Origin of the sequence: Saccharothrix espanaensis DSM 44229, assembly GCF_000328705.1 — a bacterium.
Classification (GTDB): Bacteria; Actinomycetota; Actinomycetes; order Mycobacteriales; family Pseudonocardiaceae; genus Actinosynnema; species Actinosynnema espanaense.
Map to the genome: position 1 here is coordinate 3022752 of NC_019673.1, position 18950 is coordinate 3041701.

16 protein-coding genes are annotated in these 18950 nt (G+C 70.0%); 5 read left to right on the plus strand and 11 right to left on the minus strand.

Features of this window, described 5'->3' with window-relative positions; translation table 11 throughout:
• Nucleotides 1-32: 32 nt before the first annotated feature.
• Nucleotides 33-1031 carry a hypothetical protein gene (locus BN6_RS13845; protein ID WP_015100272.1) on the plus strand — a complete coding sequence of 333 codons (999 nt, stop codon included), beginning with the start codon at nt 33-35 and terminating at the stop codon, nt 1029-1031.
• 93 nt (nt 1032-1124) lie between these two features.
• Here the strand turns inward: BN6_RS13845 and BN6_RS13850 are convergent, their stop codons facing one another.
• Nucleotides 1125-1499: a hypothetical protein gene (locus tag BN6_RS13850; protein ID WP_015100273.1), complete on the minus strand. Its 375-nt coding sequence runs from the start codon at nt 1497-1499 to the stop codon at nt 1125-1127.
• Between the two features lie 203 nt (nt 1500-1702).
• Entirely contained in the window at nt 1703-2248 is a 546-nt protein-coding gene (locus BN6_RS13855) for a hypothetical protein (protein ID WP_015100274.1), read from the minus strand.
• Nucleotides 2249-3015: 767 nt separating this feature from the next.
• Here BN6_RS13855 and BN6_RS13860 point away from each other — a divergent pair.
• Entirely contained in the window at nt 3016-4176 is a 1161-nt protein-coding gene (locus BN6_RS13860; protein WP_015100275.1) for a hypothetical protein, read from the plus strand.
• Between the two features lie 196 nt (nt 4177-4372).
• Here the strand turns inward: BN6_RS13860 and BN6_RS13865 are convergent, their stop codons facing one another.
• The 6 genes from BN6_RS13865 to BN6_RS13895 all read right to left on the minus strand — a co-directional run bounded on the left by BN6_RS13865 (nt 4373) and on the right by BN6_RS13895 (nt 14052).
• Complete coding sequence (locus BN6_RS13865; protein WP_148302861.1) at nt 4373-5443, minus strand: Fic family protein; 1071 nt, start codon at nt 5441-5443, stop codon at nt 4373-4375.
• 723 nt (nt 5444-6166) lie between these two features.
• A complete protein-coding gene (locus tag BN6_RS13870) occupies nt 6167-6565 on the minus strand; it encodes an ATP-binding protein (protein ID WP_063641905.1) in 399 nt (132 codons plus the stop codon).
• 411 nt (nt 6566-6976) lie between these two features.
• Nucleotides 6977-11254: an nSTAND1 domain-containing NTPase gene (locus tag BN6_RS41865; RefSeq protein WP_015100278.1), complete on the minus strand. Its 4278-nt coding sequence runs from the start codon at nt 11252-11254 to the stop codon at nt 6977-6979.
• Between the two features lie 320 nt (nt 11255-11574).
• Nucleotides 11575-12375, minus strand: coding sequence for a GAF and ANTAR domain-containing protein (locus tag BN6_RS13885; RefSeq protein WP_015100279.1), 801 nt, complete (start codon nt 12373-12375; stop codon nt 11575-11577).
• Nucleotides 12376-12874: 499 nt separating this feature from the next.
• Nucleotides 12875-13267, minus strand: a complete 393-nt coding sequence (locus BN6_RS13890; protein ID WP_015100280.1) for an STAS domain-containing protein — start codon at nt 13265-13267, stop codon at nt 12875-12877.
• A gap of 278 nt (nt 13268-13545) precedes the next feature.
• Nucleotides 13546-14052 carry an SRPBCC family protein gene (locus BN6_RS13895; RefSeq protein ID WP_015100281.1) on the minus strand — a complete coding sequence of 169 codons (507 nt, stop codon included), beginning with the start codon at nt 14050-14052 and terminating at the stop codon, nt 13546-13548.
• A 290-nt stretch (nt 14053-14342) separates the two neighbouring features.
• Here BN6_RS13895 and BN6_RS13900 point away from each other — a divergent pair, with 290 nt between their 5' ends.
• A complete protein-coding gene (locus tag BN6_RS13900; RefSeq protein ID WP_015100282.1) occupies nt 14343-15260 on the plus strand; it encodes a hypothetical protein in 918 nt (305 codons plus the stop codon).
• An 83-nt stretch (nt 15261-15343) separates the two neighbouring features.
• Here BN6_RS13900 and BN6_RS13905 read toward each other — a convergent pair whose 3' ends face one another.
• From BN6_RS13905 to BN6_RS45595, 3 genes are all read right to left on the minus strand, one after another.
• Nucleotides 15344-15877, minus strand: a complete 534-nt coding sequence (locus tag BN6_RS13905; protein ID WP_158509383.1) for a CAP family protein — start codon at nt 15875-15877, stop codon at nt 15344-15346.
• Between the two features lie 109 nt (nt 15878-15986).
• A complete protein-coding gene (locus BN6_RS13910) occupies nt 15987-16364 on the minus strand; it encodes a hypothetical protein (RefSeq protein ID WP_041312750.1) in 378 nt (125 codons plus the stop codon).
• 339 nt (nt 16365-16703) lie between these two features.
• Nucleotides 16704-18059 carry a hypothetical protein gene (locus BN6_RS45595; RefSeq protein WP_148302863.1) on the minus strand — a complete coding sequence of 452 codons (1356 nt, stop codon included), beginning with the start codon at nt 18057-18059 and terminating at the stop codon, nt 16704-16706.
• A gap of 301 nt (nt 18060-18360) precedes the next feature.
• Between BN6_RS45595 and BN6_RS49965 the strand changes: the two genes are divergently transcribed.
• On the plus strand, nt 18361-18702 hold the full coding sequence (locus BN6_RS49965; RefSeq protein ID WP_331712636.1) for a MarR family transcriptional regulator: 342 nt from the start codon (nt 18361-18363) through the stop codon (nt 18700-18702).
• The gene (locus BN6_RS47785; protein WP_041312752.1) at nt 18699-18911 is read left to right on the plus strand and encodes a hypothetical protein; all 213 of its coding nucleotides are present in this window, start codon (nt 18699-18701) and stop codon (nt 18909-18911) included. The genes BN6_RS49965 and BN6_RS47785 overlap by 4 nt, the downstream gene beginning before the upstream one ends.
• Nucleotides 18912-18950 lie beyond the last annotated feature (39 nt).

Consider the following 18950-nt stretch of genomic DNA (forward strand, 5'->3'; position numbering starts at 1 on the left):
CCTGTCGTTGAACACTTGGGGGGACAGCCCGTATGCGCAACACCGCACTATCCCGACGTTCGCTGATCGCGTTCGCCGCCGCCACCGTCGTCAGCAGCCTGCTCGCGCCCGCAGCGTCAGCCGCCGGCACGGAGTGCACCTGGCAGGTCGAGGTCCTGCCCGTGCAGGAAGGCATGGGCTCCGGCAACCTGCGGATCACCGGCGTGGACGGCCAGGGCAACGTCTCCGGCTTCTACGCCCCCAACCGGACCGACCACACGCTGGTGCGTTGGACCGCCGCCGGTCTGGAGGTCGTGCCGAGGCCCGAGGGTGCCGGCAAGTTCGTCACGATCGCGGGGAACGCCTCGGGCGTGGTCGTCGGCACCGTCGACCGACCCGGCACGAGCAGCGTCCTGATGACCCATGCGCCCGGTGTCGGCTACCGCGAGCTGCCCACCCCGGCCGGGTACGACAACGTCGCCGCGAAGGACATCAACGGCCGGGGTGACGTGCTCGGGCGGGCGTACACGCCGACCACGTTCAAGCGCGTCGCCGTGCTGTGGCGTGCGGACGGCAGCGCCCCGGAGGTCATCGCGCCCGCCGAGGTGCGGTCGCCGGACCCGGTGGCGATCGCCGACGACGGCACCGTGCTCCTCGACTCCTCGGAGACGCCCTATTTGTGGCGCAGCGGCGTGCTCACCGCACTGCCGGACTGGGGGTACACGGTCTACCCGCGCGGGCTGACCCGTGACGGCGTGATCACCAGCCGCCTCTACGACTCGCCCCGCACCTCCTGGAAGTGGCACGAGGCGACCGGCGTGAACGAGCAGTTCTCCGTCGCCGGCGTGATCGACGCGGTCAACGAGGACGGGCTCGCCGTCGGGTACCTGCCAGACGGCAACTACACCGGCGCAGTCTGGCAGGGCACGAAGTTCCTCACCGCGCTCCCGCTGCCGACCGGCGCGTTCAACGGGCAGGCGGGCGCTGTCGGCGAGGGTGGCGCGCTCGGCGGGTTCGCCGGCGGGAAAGCGGTCCGCTGGACCTGCCACTAGGCAGACCTGAGCGGGGTTGTCGCCTACCTGCGCCCGGTGGCCGTCGACGGCGACCACCAGGTGCAGGTAGGCGACGGACGACCTGCGGGCCCGTCAGGCCCGGAAGAGTTCCCAGCGTGGCATCAGCACGAACACGAACGCGCACACCCAGACGATCCGACCGGCGATGATCAGGCCCGGCGCGTCGCCCATCGCGGCCCCGAGCAGTCCGACGGCGGCGCTGATCGCGAGCAGCGAGAGCCCCCACCGCTGCCACAGCCACAGCCCGGTCAGGGCGATCGCCTCGCCCAGCAGCCCGAGCAGCACCAGCACCATCGGGATGCCCAGCGTCCGCCCGTGGCCGAGTTCCCGCACAGCCGCCGCGATGAGCGTCGCACCGAGCGCCGGCACGCCGACGCTGTAGACCACGAGCCACGCCGTCAGCACGAACCCGCGCCCGGAAGGCTTCTCCACCACTCTGCCGCCCATCGCCACCCTGTCCCTCCCACGTCCTCGACGCGCCTTCGACGCAGACGTGACGCGCAGGGGTCCCCGATAACGCCGTATTGCCCGGATCGGAGCAACGCCGGCAACCACGACCTGTGGTTTCCCGGCGTGGGTCGTGGTGGGTGAGCAGGCTTTCGAGTTCAGCGGGTGGCGTTCGCGGCTCGCCGAGCGGGCCCGCTGTCGGTTCAGCCCACGGCGGAGTGGGCGAGTGCGCTGTCCTCGACCACGTTGTTGTAGCGCAGCGGGGTGTAGGCGTTGGCGGTCTCGGCCGTCCATTTCCGCTCGACCGGCGGTTCGCCGTCGGGCCCGGTGTGCTCGCGCACCACCGGTTCGGTCCTGGCCGCGTCCGCCCAGCGGATGAAGAGTGCGGCGTGGTTGTGGTGGACCAGCGCGTCGCCGGGGAGCAGGTCGGCTCGGGGAACCTCGGTGGCGACCTCGTGGAGCGTCGAGGTGGTCCGGGAGTGGGTGAGGCCCCAAGCCATCGAGAGGTAGCCGGAGCAGTCGGTGCGGTAGTCGCCGAAGTCGTTGCGGTGGCAGGCTTGCTGGCTGTACGGCACCCGCTGGTCCAGCCACGACTGCGACCGGGTCTGCGTTTCGCTCCGTGAGGTCGCGCGGTCCGCCTGGGTCGTGGCGCAGGCGACCAGCTTCTCCGGCCCGTCGGCCGCCTGCGCGACCGGTGCGTGGAGGGTCGCCGTGCACGCGAGCACGGCGACCAGGATGCGGGTGTTCATCGAGCCCCCTTCGAAAGGTGCATGTGTCACGGGCCCACAGTCTCCGCGGCCCCAGTCGTGAGGGGGTTCCCGCGATCGGTGGCGACAGTGCCTAAACCACCCGCTTGAGCGTTCTTGCCGTGCCTGACCCCCGCAACCCGACCCGCCTCCCGTTCGTTCCCCTACGCGGCTGCGGTCGCATCCCCCTCACAATGTCCACATAGGACGACCGTCGACGGATTCAGTCGATCCGCAAAGGTTTTGATCAGTTCCGCGACAGAACGGCGCTCATTGTCCGCCCAGGTGAGGTATGCACTCAGTCCACTATGGATGGCTGAATGCCTCGGCTGGATGTCGGTCGCCGGTCCGCAGGCGGGCGTGGTCTCGATCCCGTGGAAACGTTTGCGGCGACATGGTCGATAGAGGACGCGGGAGGCGGGCGTTGAGTGCGCGCAGCGCTTTCCGCCGAGTTCGACCTGGTAATCACGGCTGCCACCCCGGGTGGGAGCGGGTGTGAGGAGGAATCGTGTCGTACTGCCCGTACCCGGAAGCCACTCGTGACTTGTCACTCGTACAGTTGACTTTCGTTGATCACTTGTGCGAGAACTGGCGGGCCGTGTTCCGGGCGTGGGCGTTCATCCGAATCCCGTCCGGATTGCGTTGATCGGGCGACGAGGGGTCCGCTCGCCCGCACGAGCCTGCATGATCGAGGGGGAACGGTCGCGCGGAGAGTCGAAGGGGCGTGCTCACGAAGGGGTGAAGCCGGGCCGATCGAGGAGTTGTCGCTGGTGAATCGGGTATCGAACAGACCTCCGGACGACGTCGAGCTGCTCCGCTGTTTCCAGGTACTGGACCTGCGCACCGTGCCGGCCCGGTTCTTGGCCGCCGGCGCCGCTCTCGATCCCGACCTGCTCGACCACGTCGCGGCCCGGCGAAGTGAGACGGCCTCGGGTCTGGTGCGCATCGCCGAGGGCGAATTCGGGTGGTACCCCGACCCGCCCCTGTTACCCCTGCCGTGGGACGACTCCGCCGAACTGGTGACCCGCCGGGTCGGCGAGGACCTCCTCGCCGCACTCGGCTCCGCCTGCGCCCTGCTGGGGCGACCGGTGGACGGCTTCGAGCCCCTTGCCGCGACCGCCGCCGCGACCACCGCCCCGCCCGCCGTGCCGCCGATCGGGTTCACCGACCGGCCCCAGGCCACGTCCTGGCTGCGCAGGCACCTGACCGTGTCGCTGGCCGCCGTGCGCGCCGCCGGTCGCGCCCGGCTGAGGTCGCTGGCCACCGCCCTGGCGGCCCACCTGTGGACCTGCGCGCCGACCGACGTGCCGCGGCAGTGGGCCGAGGGGCTGGCCGACGCGGGCACGCGCGCCGCCATCGACGACCGGCAACCCCGCCGGCTGGCGGGGCTGCTGCGGTTGAGCGCCCGCTGGTTCGCCGCCTCCGGCGACTTCGTGACCGCCAACGCCCACGGGGTGCGCGAGTGGACGGTGTGGAAGGAGCTCGGCGACACCGCGGGCATGATCGACACCCTGTGGCGGCGGGCCGAGATCTACCGCGCGGACCGGCGCGGCAACCGCGAGCTGGACTGCTACCAGCGCCTGCGGTCGCTGTACCAGGGCGTTGACGACCGGTTCGGGCTGGCGCGCACCCAGGTCGCGCGCGGGGTCGCCCTGATCGTCGTCGGACGCCCCCGCAACGCCGGCGAGCAGTTGCGCGACGCGGCGCGCGCCGTCGAGGACCTGGCCGACGTCCCGCCCTCCGACCTCGCCTCCCTGCTGGAGACCCTGGGCAGGGCCTTCTGGCGCCTGGGCGCCGTGGGCACGGCCAAGAGGCAGTTCAGCGGTGCCCTGCGGCTGCTGGTCGACCACGACGACCAGGCGGCCCAACGCATCCGTGCCCTGCTGGCCCACCCCGAGCACCTGCCGCTGCCCGGTCACGGGATCGGCTAGTCGTGCCACAACCCCGCCAGCGCCAAGACGACCTGGATCAAGGTGATCAGCGGTTTGAGCACCGCCGGTGCCGCACGGCGGGCCGGCGGGTGGGACGCCCGCGGGCGGCGGTGCCGGCCGCGGTGCGGGCGGCGGCGACGGGGGTTCGGGCACGCACGTGGGGACATGGTGGGCTTGCTCTTTCGGGAGTGGGGGATCAGTCCGCGGGAGGGGCGAAGGCGTCCCGGTCGGACTCCGGGGCCAGGGGGACCTGAAGCGCGTACAAGTCCAGCACCGGCTGGCACACGAACACCTTGTTGTACGACTTGCCGTCGACGATCTCCAGGATTCCGACCTGCACCAGGTGCCGGGTGACCTGGGTCGCGGTGCGGTTGGCCATGCCGTAGACCGTCTCCAGCGCGCGGTTGCTCGTGACCGGAGCGGTGATCAACCCGCTCACCACCCGCTGCACCGTGGGCGATCCCTTCGCCTGGGCCACCAAGCTCCGCCGCAGGGCGTTGAGCTTGTCGATCAGTGCCAGCTGCTCCGTGGCCTGGGCACGGACGGCTCCGGCGAAGAATAAGATCCAGTCCTCGATCGGCCCGCCGTCGACCACCGCGCGGATGTGCGCGTGGTACTCCTGCTCGTGCTCGTCCAACCAGGTCGACAGCGCCAGCACCTGGTCGCGCAGCAATCCCGCCCGGACCATCGCCGACGCGTCGTAGATGCTGGTCAGGTAGGGCCCGGCACCCTGGTGGGGGTCCAACAGCGCCAGGTGCAGGTGTCCCAGCGAGATCTTGCCGACCCGGGGCAGGGAGTGCGGGGCGTCGATCCACGTCGACCACTGCGCGAACGCGCTGTGCAGCAACGCGCCCGGCGGCACGGTCAGGATGCGCGGCTGGTCCCCCTTGCGGTCGGCCAGCCAGCTCTGGCCCGTCCGCAGGCCGGGCTCGGCCGGGTCGCCGCCGGCGAGCTTGCGGCCGACCTCGCAGAGCAACTCGGCGTCGAAGGGCCCACCGCCCGCCAAGCGTTGCGCGCCGTGCTCGACGGCCTGCAACAACCGGCCCATCGGAGCACGTTCCAACAACACCTCCTCCGGCTCGCCGACCCCTTCGGCCGCGCGGGTCAACAACAGGCTGGTCATCCAGGACTCGGAGAAGTCCGCGCTCGTGCCGGCCATCTCCGCCGCGCTCTGCACCTCGCGCAACCTGGTGCACAACTCGAACATCGCGTGGTCGGGAAGTCCGCGCGTCCTTTCGTTCAGTTCTCCCAGGGTGTGCTCAGCCATCGCCTGCACGCGGTGGGTTTCGGTTGGCAGAATAAAGTCGGACGCCAGAGGACGCGGCAGGTACGCCCGCATCCCCCGCATCCACTCGGGCGAATCGTCGGTCGCCGACCGCTCGACCCACTCGCCGTAAGGCACTGGCGTCTGACCCATAGACGCAGCGTGAAGCAACCGACCACAAGACTGCAAGTGGTCAATTTCGGCGGATCAAGATCAACTTGGTTGAACGGGTGCGCGTGCATCCGCCCGTGCACGACCGGGTGGTCCGGCCGAACTCGTGTTCGTGCACGTCAGCAACGATCAACGTCGGAATTGATCGCAATAATGCGGTTAGGGCGCCTCCGGGTGGTGCGCCGGGAGTCCCGGAAAGCCTTTGTCGCCTTGCGTGCGCAGAAGGTGTGCCGTAGGAGACAAATTCACCCGTTCGAGCGCCGTGTTGTGTGCCTACCGCCGCTCCACGTCGACATGGAGCCCGACTTGGACGCGTAGGCGGCTCGCTTTTCATCGTACGGCTGACCACGATGTGCCCGCTGCCGACACCCGTTCGGGACGGGCGACGCTCCTCGTCGTCCCGGCGTCAGGGCACGAGGTCGAACAGCAGGGCGGGGCAGCAGCGGTCCGGCGATGAGGAGGTACGGCCACGATCGGCACCCCGGGAATCAGGTGCGACGTGATCGACAGCGGCACCGAGTGCTGCTCGCGCCCGACAACCGCTCAAGCCTGTGTTCAGGGCACTGTGTGTGCCAGTTCGGCCCACACGGTCTTGCCCGGACCGTGGGTGGTCTCCGGCCAGCCGGTGCTGCCCCAGGCGAGGGCGAGCGCGGCCACGATGACCAGGCCCCGGCCACGGGTGTCCGATATCCGCGAGACACCCTTGGTCGGCGGATCCGACGACTTGTCGTCGACTTCGACCAGGACACCGGACGGCCGGTGGGTCATCCGCAGCGCCACGGGCCGGTGGGTGTGGTCGTAGGCGTTGCTGACCAACTCGGTGACCACCAGGCACAGATCGTCCAGCAGGTCCGGGTGCAGGTCCGGCAGCGCCTGCGCGACCCAGCCGCGCACCCGGTTGACCGGCGGCCGATCGGCCAATCCGAGTTCGAAGGTCCGTGCGGCCTCAGCCACGAGCGCCCGCCGTCCGATCCGACGTCGGGTGGACGCGGTCCCGATGCGCGAGGGCGTCCGGCGTGGCCACCGCACCACCATGACCGGCACCCGCCGATGGCGCTGACCTCGCTCCTCCGGCTCCCCACCGCCGGTGAGCCCGCAGGCCCGGACAGACCGACTCCACCACGCCGACACCCTCCCCCTGAGGTTCGCTCGCGTTCCCGTTCGAGGAGCGGCAACGCGGCGACTTTCGCTGTGCATCCCCTGGTACCCGGTTGAGGGCGCCGATGAACTTGGCCGCCGGCCCAGGAAGATGCGCGCTGCCGTGCGACCGACGAAGTGCCTGCTGGACGCCGGTCCGAGCGTGTCCGGTTTCGGCCGAGCTGGACGCAAGGGGGCGCAGCGACGTGGCACCCCGCCTGGGGAGGGTCAAGGGCAGGGCTGTGGCAGGGGCTCGTCCGGGCTGAACCGCTTCCACTGGTCTTCGGAGGGCGTTCCGACGAGGTCGCAGATGGTCTTGGCCGGGTCCGCGTACTGGGCGGGGTCCCACAGCCGGATCGTGCCGTCACTGCTCGCGCTGACCAGCAGAGCACCGTCGGCGGCGAACGACGTGTCGTCCACGGTGTTGCGGTGGCCTTGGAGCGGAGGACCGATCCGGCGTCGCGTGCCCACATCCCACAGTTGCAGCTCTGACGGCTGGTCCGGACTGATGAGCGATGCGAAGGTCGTCGTGGCGACGGTTGTGCCATCAGGGCTGAACGAGACCGAACGCAGGCTGTTGCCGAGACCGGTGAGGGGTTCGCCGGCGGGGGCCCCTGTTCCGGCATCCCAGAACTGGACGACCTGACCGTCCCCGCCGGTCGCGAGGAACTTCCCGTCCGGGCTGAACGCCATGTCGTACACGGAGAAGGACGGGATGTCGTCGCCGAGCCGCTGCCGAGTTCCGAGGTCCCACAGGTGAATCCCCGCCCGATCAGAGACGGCCATGGTCCGCCCGTCGGAGCTCACCGCCACGCCCGCGGCTCCACTGGTGTCCGAGGTGCTGGGGCCGTACGGCACAACCTGGTTCGTCCGCGTGTCGAGGACGTGCACCACGCCGTCTTCAGTGGCCACCGCCGCCGTGTAGCCCTTCGGGCTGACCGCCAGGGTGACGCCTTTCAGGCCGACCGGAGAACGGTTCTGCCCCTGCACGTCCGACAGCCGCACGGTGCCGTCGTCGGCTCTGGTGACCAGCAGCCGACCTTCCTCACCGAAGGCGACGTCGGCGATGTCAGGTCCACTGTGGACGAACGGGTCGCCGACCCAGTGGCGGTTCGCGGAGTCCCACAGCCGCAGCGTCTTTCCCGTGCTGATGGCTACCGTGTGGTCGTCGGGAGATGATGCGACCGCGAGGCGGTTGCCGCCCTGGTCGACCAGCGGTGGCCCGCTCTGCCGGTGGGCGGTCGGGTTCCACAGCCGGACGGTGTTGTCCCACCCGACGCTGGCCAGGCTCCTGTTGTCGGGGCTGAACGCGACGCGGGCGACCCCACCGACGTGCCCGACCAGGGGATGGCCGATCGGTCGGTGGTCGCGGGCGTCCCACAGCCGGACGGTGCCGTCGGCTCCCGTCGTCGCGAGAGTGCGGCCGTCGAAGCTGAACCGCGCACCGTAGACCGGACCGCTGTGCCCCAGCAGGGGATCTCCTACCAGGCTTCGGGTTTCGACGTCCCAGAGCTTCGCCGACGCGTCGTTCCCGGCGGTGATCACGGTGTTGCCATCGGGACTGAACGCCACGTCGGTCAGGAACTGCTGCGAGTGGGCCTGGATCGGGTCGCCGATCTCGTCGCGGGTGCCGGTGTCCCACGTCCTCAGCTCACCATCGTTGTTCCCGGTGGCGAGAATCCGGCTGTCCGGGCTGAACGCGAGGCCGAACACCGGCACGTGCGTCTCCAGCCCGAGTGGTCCACCGATGGGCGTGCGGGTCACGGCGTCCCACAGCCGGACCTGACCGTTGTCGGCGGCCGTGGCCAACAGCCGACCATCGGGGCTGAAGGCGACCTGGTTCAGGCCACTGTCGTGCTGGAGCGGCGGTCCGACCGGGTCGCGGGTGGCGACGTCCCACAGGCGCAGGGTCTTGTCGTCGCCGACGCCGGCCAACGTCGACCCGTCGGGGCTGAACGCCACGCCGACCACCGGCCCGGTGTGCCCGGTCAGCGGCGCGCCCAGAGGGGTCCTGGTCGCGACGTCCCACAGCCGAACGGTCTGGTCCTTGCTCGCGGTGGCCATCACCCGGTTGTCCGGGCTGAACACGACGCCGAGCACGTAGTCGGAGTGGCCGGTCAGCACCGCTCGTGCCCGCGTGCTCAGAGCCTGGAGCATCGCGAATCGGGTGGCCGCGTCCGGCGAGATGTGCCAGGCGGTCCTCGCGAGTCGTTGTGCCAGTAGCGGATCGGTGGTCAGCAGCAGTTCGCTCTGGGCGACGAGTTGCCGGGACAGCGCGAGGTCGTGCTGCCGGTCCGCCTCGGTGGCGTTGCGGCGCGCGATGACCGCGACAACGCTGGTCGAGGCCAGCAGGACGAGCACCACGGCGGCGAGGAGCCGGCGGACCCGTGCGGCACGGACCGCGGCGCGCGAGGCCGCCGTGAGGAATGCCCTGCTCTCGGGGGCGACGACGACGTCCGGGTAGCCGGCGGGTTCGTCGTCCCAGCGGCCGACGGCTTCGCTCAGCACCGACAACTCGCCGCCGCGCGGCAGGAGCGACTCGTCCCGGCCGGCGGCCCGCCACCTGGCGGCCGCGCCGATCAGGCGGTCGAGGATCAGGCGGTCGGTCTGATCGCCGGCCGTCCACTCGTGCAGCCGGGGCCACGCGCGAAGCAGGGTCTCGTGTGCGATCTCCACGTTGTCGGCGCTGAGGATGAGCAGCCGCTGTTCGGCGAAGGCGTCCAGCACCGCCGTGAGGTCCGGTGCCCGCTGCTGGGGGACCAGCGCGTACAGACCGGCCTTCTCCGTGCGGCGGGACAGGATCTGCCCATCCGCGGAGATCGTTGTCAGCCGGCGGAAGACGATGGCCGCGGTGCCCTGCTGCGGACCGGTCAGCGTGGCGAAGGCCGCTTCCGCGCCGGTCGAGACGGCGTGCTCGACACCGCCGCTGAGACCGTAGCCGCGCAGGGTCAGCCGGTTGTCCTCGCGTTGGTTCCAGGTCAGCAGCATCGCCTGGGACAACAGCGGCAGCGACCCGACGTCGAACACCGCGGGGCCGGTCAGCGACCGCAGATCGGCCAACACCGTCTCGGGCAGCAGGGAGTCCAGCACCAGACCCGCGGCCGTCGCCGGACCGGTGATCGCCCGCCGGAGGTCGGGCTCGCTCATCGGTCCCACCGTGAACTGGGCGTCGCTCAGGAACTCGGACAGCTGCGGCGCTGCGGTGCACCGGTCCCAGAAGTCGCCACGCACGCCGAGGACCACCAGCGCGGCCATGCTGCCGTCCTTGCCGGCGGGCGTGGCCACGAGGTTCCGGATGACGTCGAGGAACCGCTCGCGCTCGACCGCCGCCGCCAGGGTGAAGACCTCCTCGAACTGGTCGACCACGACGATCAGCCGTGCCGGCAACAGATCGACGGATAAGGCTTGTGCCGCCAGCACCGCCTGACGTGCCACGAGATGCGCTTGTCCGGGGTCCTTGGTCAGCGCGTCGCGGATCGCCGAGGGCGGGCCACCGGTCAGCGCGGCCAGCCGCGTGGCGAACTCCTCCAGCGGCTTGGGCGTCGGCGTCATCACCACTCTGGGCCACGACTCCGACCCGGTGGCGAGCGATCCCCGTGCCACCGACGGGATGAACCCGGCGCGCAAGAGCGAAGACTTGCCGGCACCGGACGCGCCGGTGACCACCACCAGGCCCGGTCCGGCCAGCCTGTGACTCGCTGTGCCCACCAGTGCGGCGGTCAGGCGTTCCCGGCCGTAGAAAATGCCCTCGTGCTCCTGGTCGAACGGCGACAGGCCGCGGAAGGGAGCGCCGTCGGGCCACGAGACCGGCTGCCCGCCGTCCGGAGCTTGCCGCCGTGTCCTGCGCTCGACGACGGCGAGCTCGTCACGGAGCAACCGCAACTGTAACGACTGGTTCTGTGCCCGCTCCCGATCGGCGCGGTGCTCCATGTCCTGGCGCAGCAGGCTTTCCTGGATCGCGAGGGCGGCGGTCCGCACGTCGGCCAGCACGTAGCCGAACTCCCCGAACTCGGTCCCCAGGCGGCCGAGCGCTTCCACCAGCTGTGCCTGGACTTCCGGGTCGCCGCTGTCGAGCGCCGCCTCCAGCGCCGCCCGTGGACCGTCGAGCTCCTTCAGGAGGGCGGCGATCTCGGACTTCAGCTCGGCGGCCTGCGCATCGCCCGCGAGGAGCAGTTCCTCGATCACCAGGGAGAGGTCGTCCTCGATCTGCTCCGGCTCGGCGTTCCCGCGCTCCTGCGCGCGCCGGATCGTCCGCAGCAGCACATCGGTCAGGACGTTGGCCCCCACGGAACCCAGCACGCCGATACCGGCACCCGCCAGGACCCCGACTCCCAGCAGCCCCGGAACCGCCAGGACAGGCCCGAACGCGCCGGCGCACAGCAACGCTACGACACCCGCCGGCGTCAACCGCCGCAACCCATCACCGGTGCGACGCGCGACCCGCACAACACGAGCGCCCAAACCCCTGCGCATCCGCCGGACGTCGTCACCGCGGTCGGTCGTCACACCAGAACCACCTTGCACTCGAACTGGAACCCGCAAGGAGATGTCTCGCGCGCCGACGCTGTCAGGTGCCTTGTGACTTGCTGCCCGGCAGCGCTCACAAACAGCTGATCGTCACCGGGACCATACCGTTACACCCCTGCGGATCCACGGTGTGTTCGTCTCGGCGGTAAGCACGTCGAGGGGAAAGCGATCGCGATTGCCGAAGTCGGCAAGGGCGAGCAGGCGTCGAGCACGGTGGTCACCTTGACCGGTCCGACCGTGTTGTTCACCAGCAGTCTCCTCCTCGCCGCAACGAGGGAGCGCCCTGGAGCTACGTGCGGTCAGGTCGGCACGCCGTCTGGTTTCGGTGCCCCGTCCCCGGTGAGGCGGTGGAGGGCCAGCGCCTTGGCGAGTTCGCCTCGTTCGTGCGCTTCCACCAGGTCGGTGGCGACGTCACGAAGCTTGCGGTTGGTGTGCTGCGACGCCGTGCGCAACAACGTGAAGCCGCCGTCGGTGTCACAGGAGAAGTGGCGCATGAGCAGGCCCTGGGCCAGGCCGATGGTGTGGCGCGTGTCGAGCGCGGTGGTGAGGTGGCGCACCATTTGTCTGCTGTGGTGGACCAGGTCGATGTTGTCGAGGGCGACGCCGGCGTGCAGCGCGATCAAGAGGATGACGTCGTAGGAGTGGTCGTTGAACCGGTGGGCCTCGCGGGACAACAGTGTCAGGGCGGCGGTCGGGGAGCGTTCGGTGGGCAGCGGCAGCACCAGGCAGCTGCGGTAGCCGTGCAGGGCCAGCCGGGAGGCGAACAGCGGCCACCGGCGGTCCTCGGCCGTGTCGCCCAGCCGGCGGGGTTCGCGGTAGCGGAGCACCTCGCGGATCGGGTCGTCGTGCACCACGCCGTCGCCCGCCGCGCCGTCTTTCGACAGGGGGGTGAGTGGCGCTTGGCCGGTGGTCACGGCGATCTCGAAGCCGTCGTCGCCGGTGATGGCGAGGAAGGCCAGGTCGCAGCCGGGAACGGTGCGGACGAGGTGGTCGGCGAACCGGCCCGCGACGGTCTGGTGTTCGTCGTCCTCGACCAGCCGGGTCATCTCGGCCAGCTCGGCGGCCAGTCCCGGAACGGCGGCATCCGTGTGCTGTGTCATCTGCTTTCACCCCTCGGCAGGCGGTTACTCCGCACGACGACCGTGGGCCGGCGGCGGGAGTTGCGGGTCGGGGTGCTGCTGTGTTGAACACCCGCCGGCCGTCCAACCTAGCGCATGCCGAAGTTCGGGGTCGTGGGTGTGCGGAGCCCTGGCTGGGGTAGTACCACTGGTGCCGCGTGTACTTGTCGGACGCGGCAGGGGGCCACGCGAGTGGTCCAGGCCGGGCTCGCTGCGGTGTCGTTGAACAGTCAGCGCCCGGGTCGGTCTGGTCGCGCGGGGCGGGCTCGGCCAACGCGGCCGAGCCCGCCCCACGCCTGCGCCGCCGGTCGTGCCGCCGCCATCAACCCCGACGGTGCCGGTCGCCGGCCTCGCCGATCCAGCAGCAGGACCCCGCAGCGAAATGGGCCAGGGAACCCCGCATGAGCAACCTCACAGAAGGTCTCTTCGATCCGTTCAGCACCTGATGAGGAGGATGCGGCCGGCTACGCGCACAGCGGGCTCACTTCGGAGGCGATTGGTCGGCCTGATCGGACGTGAGCGCGGCCTCGACCGTGGGGTGCACGTCCAGCAGCTGATCCAGGCTGGTGAGCAGCACCGACCGCATGGCGGGCGTGGTCGAGGGGGCCACCACCTTGACCTTGGCGTCGGGCAGGAACTGGTCGTGCACGGCGATCAGTACCGCCAGTCCTGCCGAGGCGAGCAGGCTGACCTCGCGCAGGTCGATGACGACGACCGCGGGTTGCTTCTGCCGGAGGTCGCCGAGCAGGCCGCGCAGTCGTGGGGACGTGCTGTCGTCGAGTTCGCCCTGGACGCGGACCACGGCCGCCGCGCCGTCCCACGCCACCTGGGTCGCGAACGGCGGCGGCAAAGGAGGCTGCTCGCGTATGTCCACGTCGTCACCCACTTCGCGCCAAGTGCCGGAACCTCCGTACTGCACGGGTTCTTCGAAGAATGGTCCTCGCAGCGGACCGTTTCCGCCATCCGGATCCCCACTGCTCGGCAACGTCCGTGCGAACTCGCACGGACGAGCGAGGACCGGCGATCATGACGACCGACGACGATGGGCCGGAGCCGTCGACATGGCCCCCAACCCCTCCAGACCGCACGGTGCGGGCCGACTCACCTGCCCGCACCGCAGTGTCCATCGTAGATTCGCCGGGGAATCTGCGGTCAGCGCAGTGATTCACCCCGTGACCCAGGGGAAGCGGTCTCGCCGGCCTGCGGCGCGCGGGGTACTTCACCGCGCCACGCGCCGGTCTCGTCACCGCGGTTCTCGATGAACTCCTTGAACCGGTCGAGGTCGCCCTTGATGCGCCCTTCGACGATGCCCAGCAGGGTGCCGGCCTTCTCGGTCAACGTCTCGGGGTCGTAGTCCATCTGCAAGTGCACGCGCGTCGTGATGTCGTCGATGCGGTGAAAGGTCACCACCCCGGCCTGGTCGGGTCCGTCGACCGAACGCCACGCGATCCGCTCGTCCGGCACCTGCTCGGTGATCTCGGCGTCGAACTCACGCACGACGCCACCGATCTTCGTTCGCCAGTGGGTGCGGGTGGCGTCGAGCTGGTCGATCTTCTCGACGCCCTCCATGAACCCCGGGAACGACTCGAACTGGGTCCACTGGTTGTACGCGGTCGTGACCGGGACCCGCACGTCGACAGACTTCTCGATCGTCGTCACGAAGGACTCCTCTCCTCGAACGGCAGCCGGGCACGGGGCCCCGACGACGCGCGACCTGCTCGACGGTTGTCACGGATCGCTGTGCGGCGTGCGGGGCGTGCCGGTGCATCAGATGTACCCACTCCAAGCCCGTGCGAACGTCGACAGCGCTATTCATTCACCGCAGACGACCGCAGCGCGCTGAGTGCACGCGTCGCCGACCGTCCCATCGGTTCGTGTGGTTGTAGCTCGATCGGGTTCCTCTGTTCAGACACCCGCGTGACGGTGACCTGCCCGGGTAGGTAGCGGACATGGACACCGACACCATGATCCGGCAGGGGCTGGCCCCCGTGGGTCCGGACGGGCGGCTGGGTGACGCGGAGCAGCACCCGGGCTTTCGCGATGCCCACTACGTCCGGCGGCGAGATGCGCTCGTCGCACTCGCGGACGGCCACCGAGTGGGTGAGCCCTCGCCGTCGGTCCGCTACACCGAGCAGGAGCATGAGACGTGGCGGTGTGTGCACGCCGCGCTGTCGGAAGTTCACCGGGACACGGTGTGCCGGGAGGTGCTCGAAGCCCGCAAGGTGGCACCGATCCCCGCCGACCACGTCCCGCAGCACGCCGAAGTCGGCGACCGCCTGCACGAGTTGACCGGGTTCCGCTTCACCCTGGCCGGCGGGCTGGTGCCGAACAAGAGGTTCCTGGGCTCGATGGCGCGCGGCTACTTCCACGCGGTCCAGTACGTCCGTCACCCCGCGGTACCGCTCTACACCCCGGAACCAGATGTGCTGCACGACGTGTTCGGGCACGGCACGCACCTGAGTTCCCCACGGTTCGCCGCGCTGTACCGGATGTTCGGACGCGCCGCCGCCCAGGTGGACACCGACGACGCCCTCGACCTGCTCAGCCGCATCTACTGGTTCAGCCTCGAGTACGGCGTCACCACCGAACGTGATGAGATCAAGGCATACGGCGCGGCGCTGTTGTCGTCGTGGGGCGAACTCCGACAGCTCAGCCGCGCCGAAATCCGCCCGTGGGACCTCACTGCCATCGCCAGCCAGTCCTATCGGGCGGCGGGCTACCAGCCGGCCCTGTACGCGGTCCGCTCGCTCGACCACCTAGAGGAAGCCCTGCACGGATTCTTGGACAATTTCAACGAAAACACCCGCACCCACCTGGGGCTGCCCGCACTGGCCGAACGCGGCGCGATGGCTTCACCTTGCAGCTAGCCATAGATGCCTCGGTACTGCCGACGCGGCCAGCCAACGTTGTCCGCCGCCGCCACTGTTGCCGACGACGGCGAAACGGACGGTCAGGAGGGTCGGCCGACGTTCTCCGCAAACTGCCCGGCGATGTTCCCCTGCGGGGCGTACCGGGCGACGACGTACACCGACGGCTGGGAGAAGATGGTGCCGGCAGGGCAGTTCACGACGGCCACTGTCACCGAGGTGGTGGCCTTCCAGACCATCTGCGTGAAGTGCCCGGTCTCGGGGGAGAAGCGCGGCTGGTCGTAGTCGTAGCCGGCTGCCTCCGCCATCCAGGCGTCGGTGGCGTCGCGGACGCTCGTGTCGGGGTTCTCGCTCGCATAGAGGTTCTCGCCGTACTGGCCCTGGTGGTCGGAGTGGGCGAACTTGCACTGCTTCGCGTACTCCGTGGTGGAGGCAGTCAGGGCATCGTTCCAAGTCAAGGCCGCAGCGCCGTGCCGCGCCCTCGCGGTGTTGTGTTCCGCGAGGGCCTGGTCGCGCAGGTCGTCGGCGACCGCGTGAAAGGGCGCGGAACCAAGGCACAGCGCCGTTGTCAGAGTCACAACTGTTCCCGCCATGGCGAAGCTGCTTTTACCGTTCACCGCACTCTCCTTGTCAACGAGTTGGTGCCCTCGGATACCCAGGACCGGCCGCCACCCCGGCATCCTCATCCCATCGAGTGACCGCTACAGAATCGCCCTGCTCCGCGCATCACCCTCCGAGCATTCCCCGGCGGGGCAGGATGAGCCGGCGTGTTGCCTTACCGCCGGTCCGGAAGCACAACCGGTTCTCCCGCAGTGCTTCGGCGCGATCCTGCAGCTCACCGAGCACGCGGGCAAGCCGCAGCGTCCAGAGGTTGACGAGCCAGAAACAAGCCTCCCGACGGCACCAGAGGGAGTAGAGCGAGGTTCCGTCCGAGCGGGCCGCCGAGGAGGGGGAGTGAGCAAAAGCTCTGATCCGGCGGAACATTTGGGTCCATCCGTGCGACGCGGTGATGCCGTTCGCGGACCCGAAGTTGCACGACGAGCATGCCGAGCTGTCGATGGCGTCGTAATTCGCAACGTTCTCCACGATCGTGAACGCCGCCATACGGGCGAAGGTGGTCCGGGCGTCTGCTGAAGGCCCACGCGGACGCATCGCCGTCGAGCCCGACCGGACAGCCGATGTGTCTCGGGTCATCACAGCGCGGTCCAGCGCCCGCTGGATCGCGCTGGGCTCACTGATCTTCCAGCTCTATTCGAAGGTTCCACCGGCGAGTTGGTGCACCGGATCGACATGCGTACCGGTCGGCTGGTGGAACGAGAGCGACCGAGGACGTTATGGCGGGTTGCGGGACGTGCTGTCGGGGCTGGCAGGGGCCGCCGCGCAGCACCCGGACGACGTGGTGTGGGAGGTGGTGTTTCCGGTGGTCGGTGAAAGGATGCTCCGCTACTGGAAATCGAGGGTTCGGCTGCTTTTACCTCCCTTGCAGTCCTGGCCAGCGCGGCTTTGACCTTTCGGGATTTTGTGCCGTGCCAGGCCACGTTGGTCGTAGTCGACCTTCTGCTGGCATTGAGGGCAGGTTTCCTTGGGCGCTCTGGGCGCTCTGGGCGGCTGTGACCGGCCGGTACTCCGGCGCTTGGCGATATTCTTCGCTGGGGGCGTGGGTCGCACCGTGGTGACGTGCGTGGTGGTCCTGCCGTTCGGTTCTTTGGTCGTGGTCGTGGTTGTGGTCGTGGTGGTCCCGTGGGGGCGGGTGACCACCTCCGTGGTGACCGTCTTCCGGCTCTTCTCCGCGGTCGCGGCACGGCCTAGCGAGGCGGGTGTGGTGGTTCGGCCGGCCGATGTGGTCGTGGTGGTCGTGGTGGTGACGGACGCACCGGGGCGTGCGCTGGTCGCCGGGCCGGGTGTGGGTGGGTGCGGCGTGGTGGTGGGCAGGTAGGGCCCGGGTGTGGGTGGGTGCGGTGCGGGCGCGGCCAGGGGCGGATGGCCTGTTCGGGGGCCGGGGATGGTGCCCGGGATCGCGGCCGCCCCGCGCCCGGCAAGCCGCTGTGCCCTGATGATCCTTTTTTCCAGGCCAAGGACAGCATCCGCCCACTCGGCCCGGGTGTCCTCGACCCACTTGCGGACGGCTTCCTCGGTGCCCTGTCCGGTCGCGGTGGCGCCGTCGATCCGCGTGTCGACGATATGATCGCGGACGGCCGTCCAGACCTCAGTCAGACCGTAGGTCGCGGCTTGGCCACTGAACTTGTCCAGCCACTGGAGCGAGGCGTTGCGGGCGTCCCACAGGCGCGCCGAAAAGCCGGCCAGCGAGTTTGGCTGGAGGTAGTGGGCCGTCCACGACACGGTGACGTTCTCGTGCAGATTGGCGTGAAGCCAGTCCTTACAGGCGCCGCACGGGGCCAGTTCGGTGTAGAGGGACAGGATGCGTGGACGGTCGAGTTCGTCGGGTGCCGCCGGGCCGGTGCCACCGGCGGCCCCGTACCCGGCGGTGGTGGCCGCGGCGACGGCGAGCCGCTCGGCGTGCCCGCTCCCCCCGGGTTCGCCGTAGCTGCTCCACCTGGCGAAATTTCTGGTGGTGTCCGCGGAGCCGGCATCGGCCACGTAGACGACCGCGAAGTTCGCCTTCGACCTCACCGACTTGCTGCGCGCCTCGGCCGCGACGGGGTCGCTCTGGACCACCGCCTCGCGGTAGCGCTGCACGGCCGCGGTCACCGCGCGGTTGCCGGCCGAGCGCTGCAGGGCGAGCACCGCCGGAAGCCGGGCGGGTGACGCCGCGGCGGCCTGGGTCGTGGCCCCCAGCACCGCGGGACGCTGTCGCTCTGCGTGCATGTAGCGAGCGTGACCTCGTCTGCGACCGTCGTGACCGTCGGCGCGGACGGACGACGGGGAAGCCATGTCCGCCCCTCTCAGCGCCCCCACGCGCCGGAGCGGCGGCACACACCTCCACCCGCAGCCGTCTCTACCTCGGCCGTGGTTCGGGGCGGTCGTACGCGACGCTGCCGGGCGCGACGGTCGCCGGCCGGCGGTCACACCGGAGGTTAGGACGGTGCCGCGGATGACGGACTCACAGACCTGTTGCGCCGCGTGGTCATGCTGCTGGGCGGTGCGGTTCGACGACGCCCCGCCCAGCAGCATGACCCACAGCCAGATGCGGCTGTTGGGTACGCTGGAGGAGATCGAATCGGCGAGGCAGCACCGCTTGGCGCAAGCGCTGTCGGTGTCCGACCCGGCGATCCCCCGGGCGCTGCGGCCACTCGAAGCGGACGGCCTGATACAGGTCGCCGTCGCCCCCGAACACGCGCGGCGACGCCTCGGCTGGCCGCCGATCACACTCCACCGATCCTTCCTGTTCACCTTCCGTGAAGCACGTCACACGCATGCGACTTGGATGGCCGAGGACGGCATCACGGTGGTTGCTCGACGGCCCGGCTCGGTCAGAAGATGAAGGGCATCGCCCGAACCTACGGCCATGTGACAGAGGTCATGCTGGAGCAGATCGACGACGCGCTTGAACGGCGGTGGGCAGCCGCGCTGCTCGCGCTCTCTCGGGACGAGCGGGCCCGAATCATCGGATGGTTCCCCCACCTGGCGGCCACGGTGGAGGAGGCGCGAGCACTACCGTCGGCGGAGCCATCGCCTTCTCATCGCCTTTGATCTTGCACCACACGCAAGAAGCCCGGCCTCAAGATCGAG

Excerpts from the sequence above, each read along its gene's own strand:
- BN6_RS47785 (WP_041312752.1), top strand. The coding sequence starts at position 18,699 with ATGAAGGGCATCGCCCGAACCTACGGCCATGTGACAGAGGTCATGCTG.
- BN6_RS13885 (WP_015100279.1), bottom strand. The coding sequence starts at position 12,375 with ATGACACAGCACACGGATGCCGCCGTTCCGGGACTGGCCGCCGAGCTG.
- BN6_RS13855 (WP_015100274.1), bottom strand. The coding sequence starts at position 2,248 with ATGAACACCCGCATCCTGGTCGCCGTGCTCGCGTGCACGGCGACCCTC.
- BN6_RS13910 (WP_041312750.1), bottom strand. The coding sequence starts at position 16,364 with ATGGCGGCGTTCACGATCGTGGAGAACGTTGCGAATTACGACGCCATC.
- BN6_RS13865 (WP_148302861.1), bottom strand. The coding sequence starts at position 5,443 with ATGGCTGAGCACACCCTGGGAGAACTGAACGAAAGGACGCGCGGACTT.
- BN6_RS13850 (WP_015100273.1), bottom strand. The coding sequence starts at position 1,499 with ATGGGCGGCAGAGTGGTGGAGAAGCCTTCCGGGCGCGGGTTCGTGCTG.
- BN6_RS13900 (WP_015100282.1), top strand. The coding sequence starts at position 14,343 with ATGGACACCGACACCATGATCCGGCAGGGGCTGGCCCCCGTGGGTCCG.
- BN6_RS13845 (WP_015100272.1), top strand. The coding sequence starts at position 33 with ATGCGCAACACCGCACTATCCCGACGTTCGCTGATCGCGTTCGCCGCC.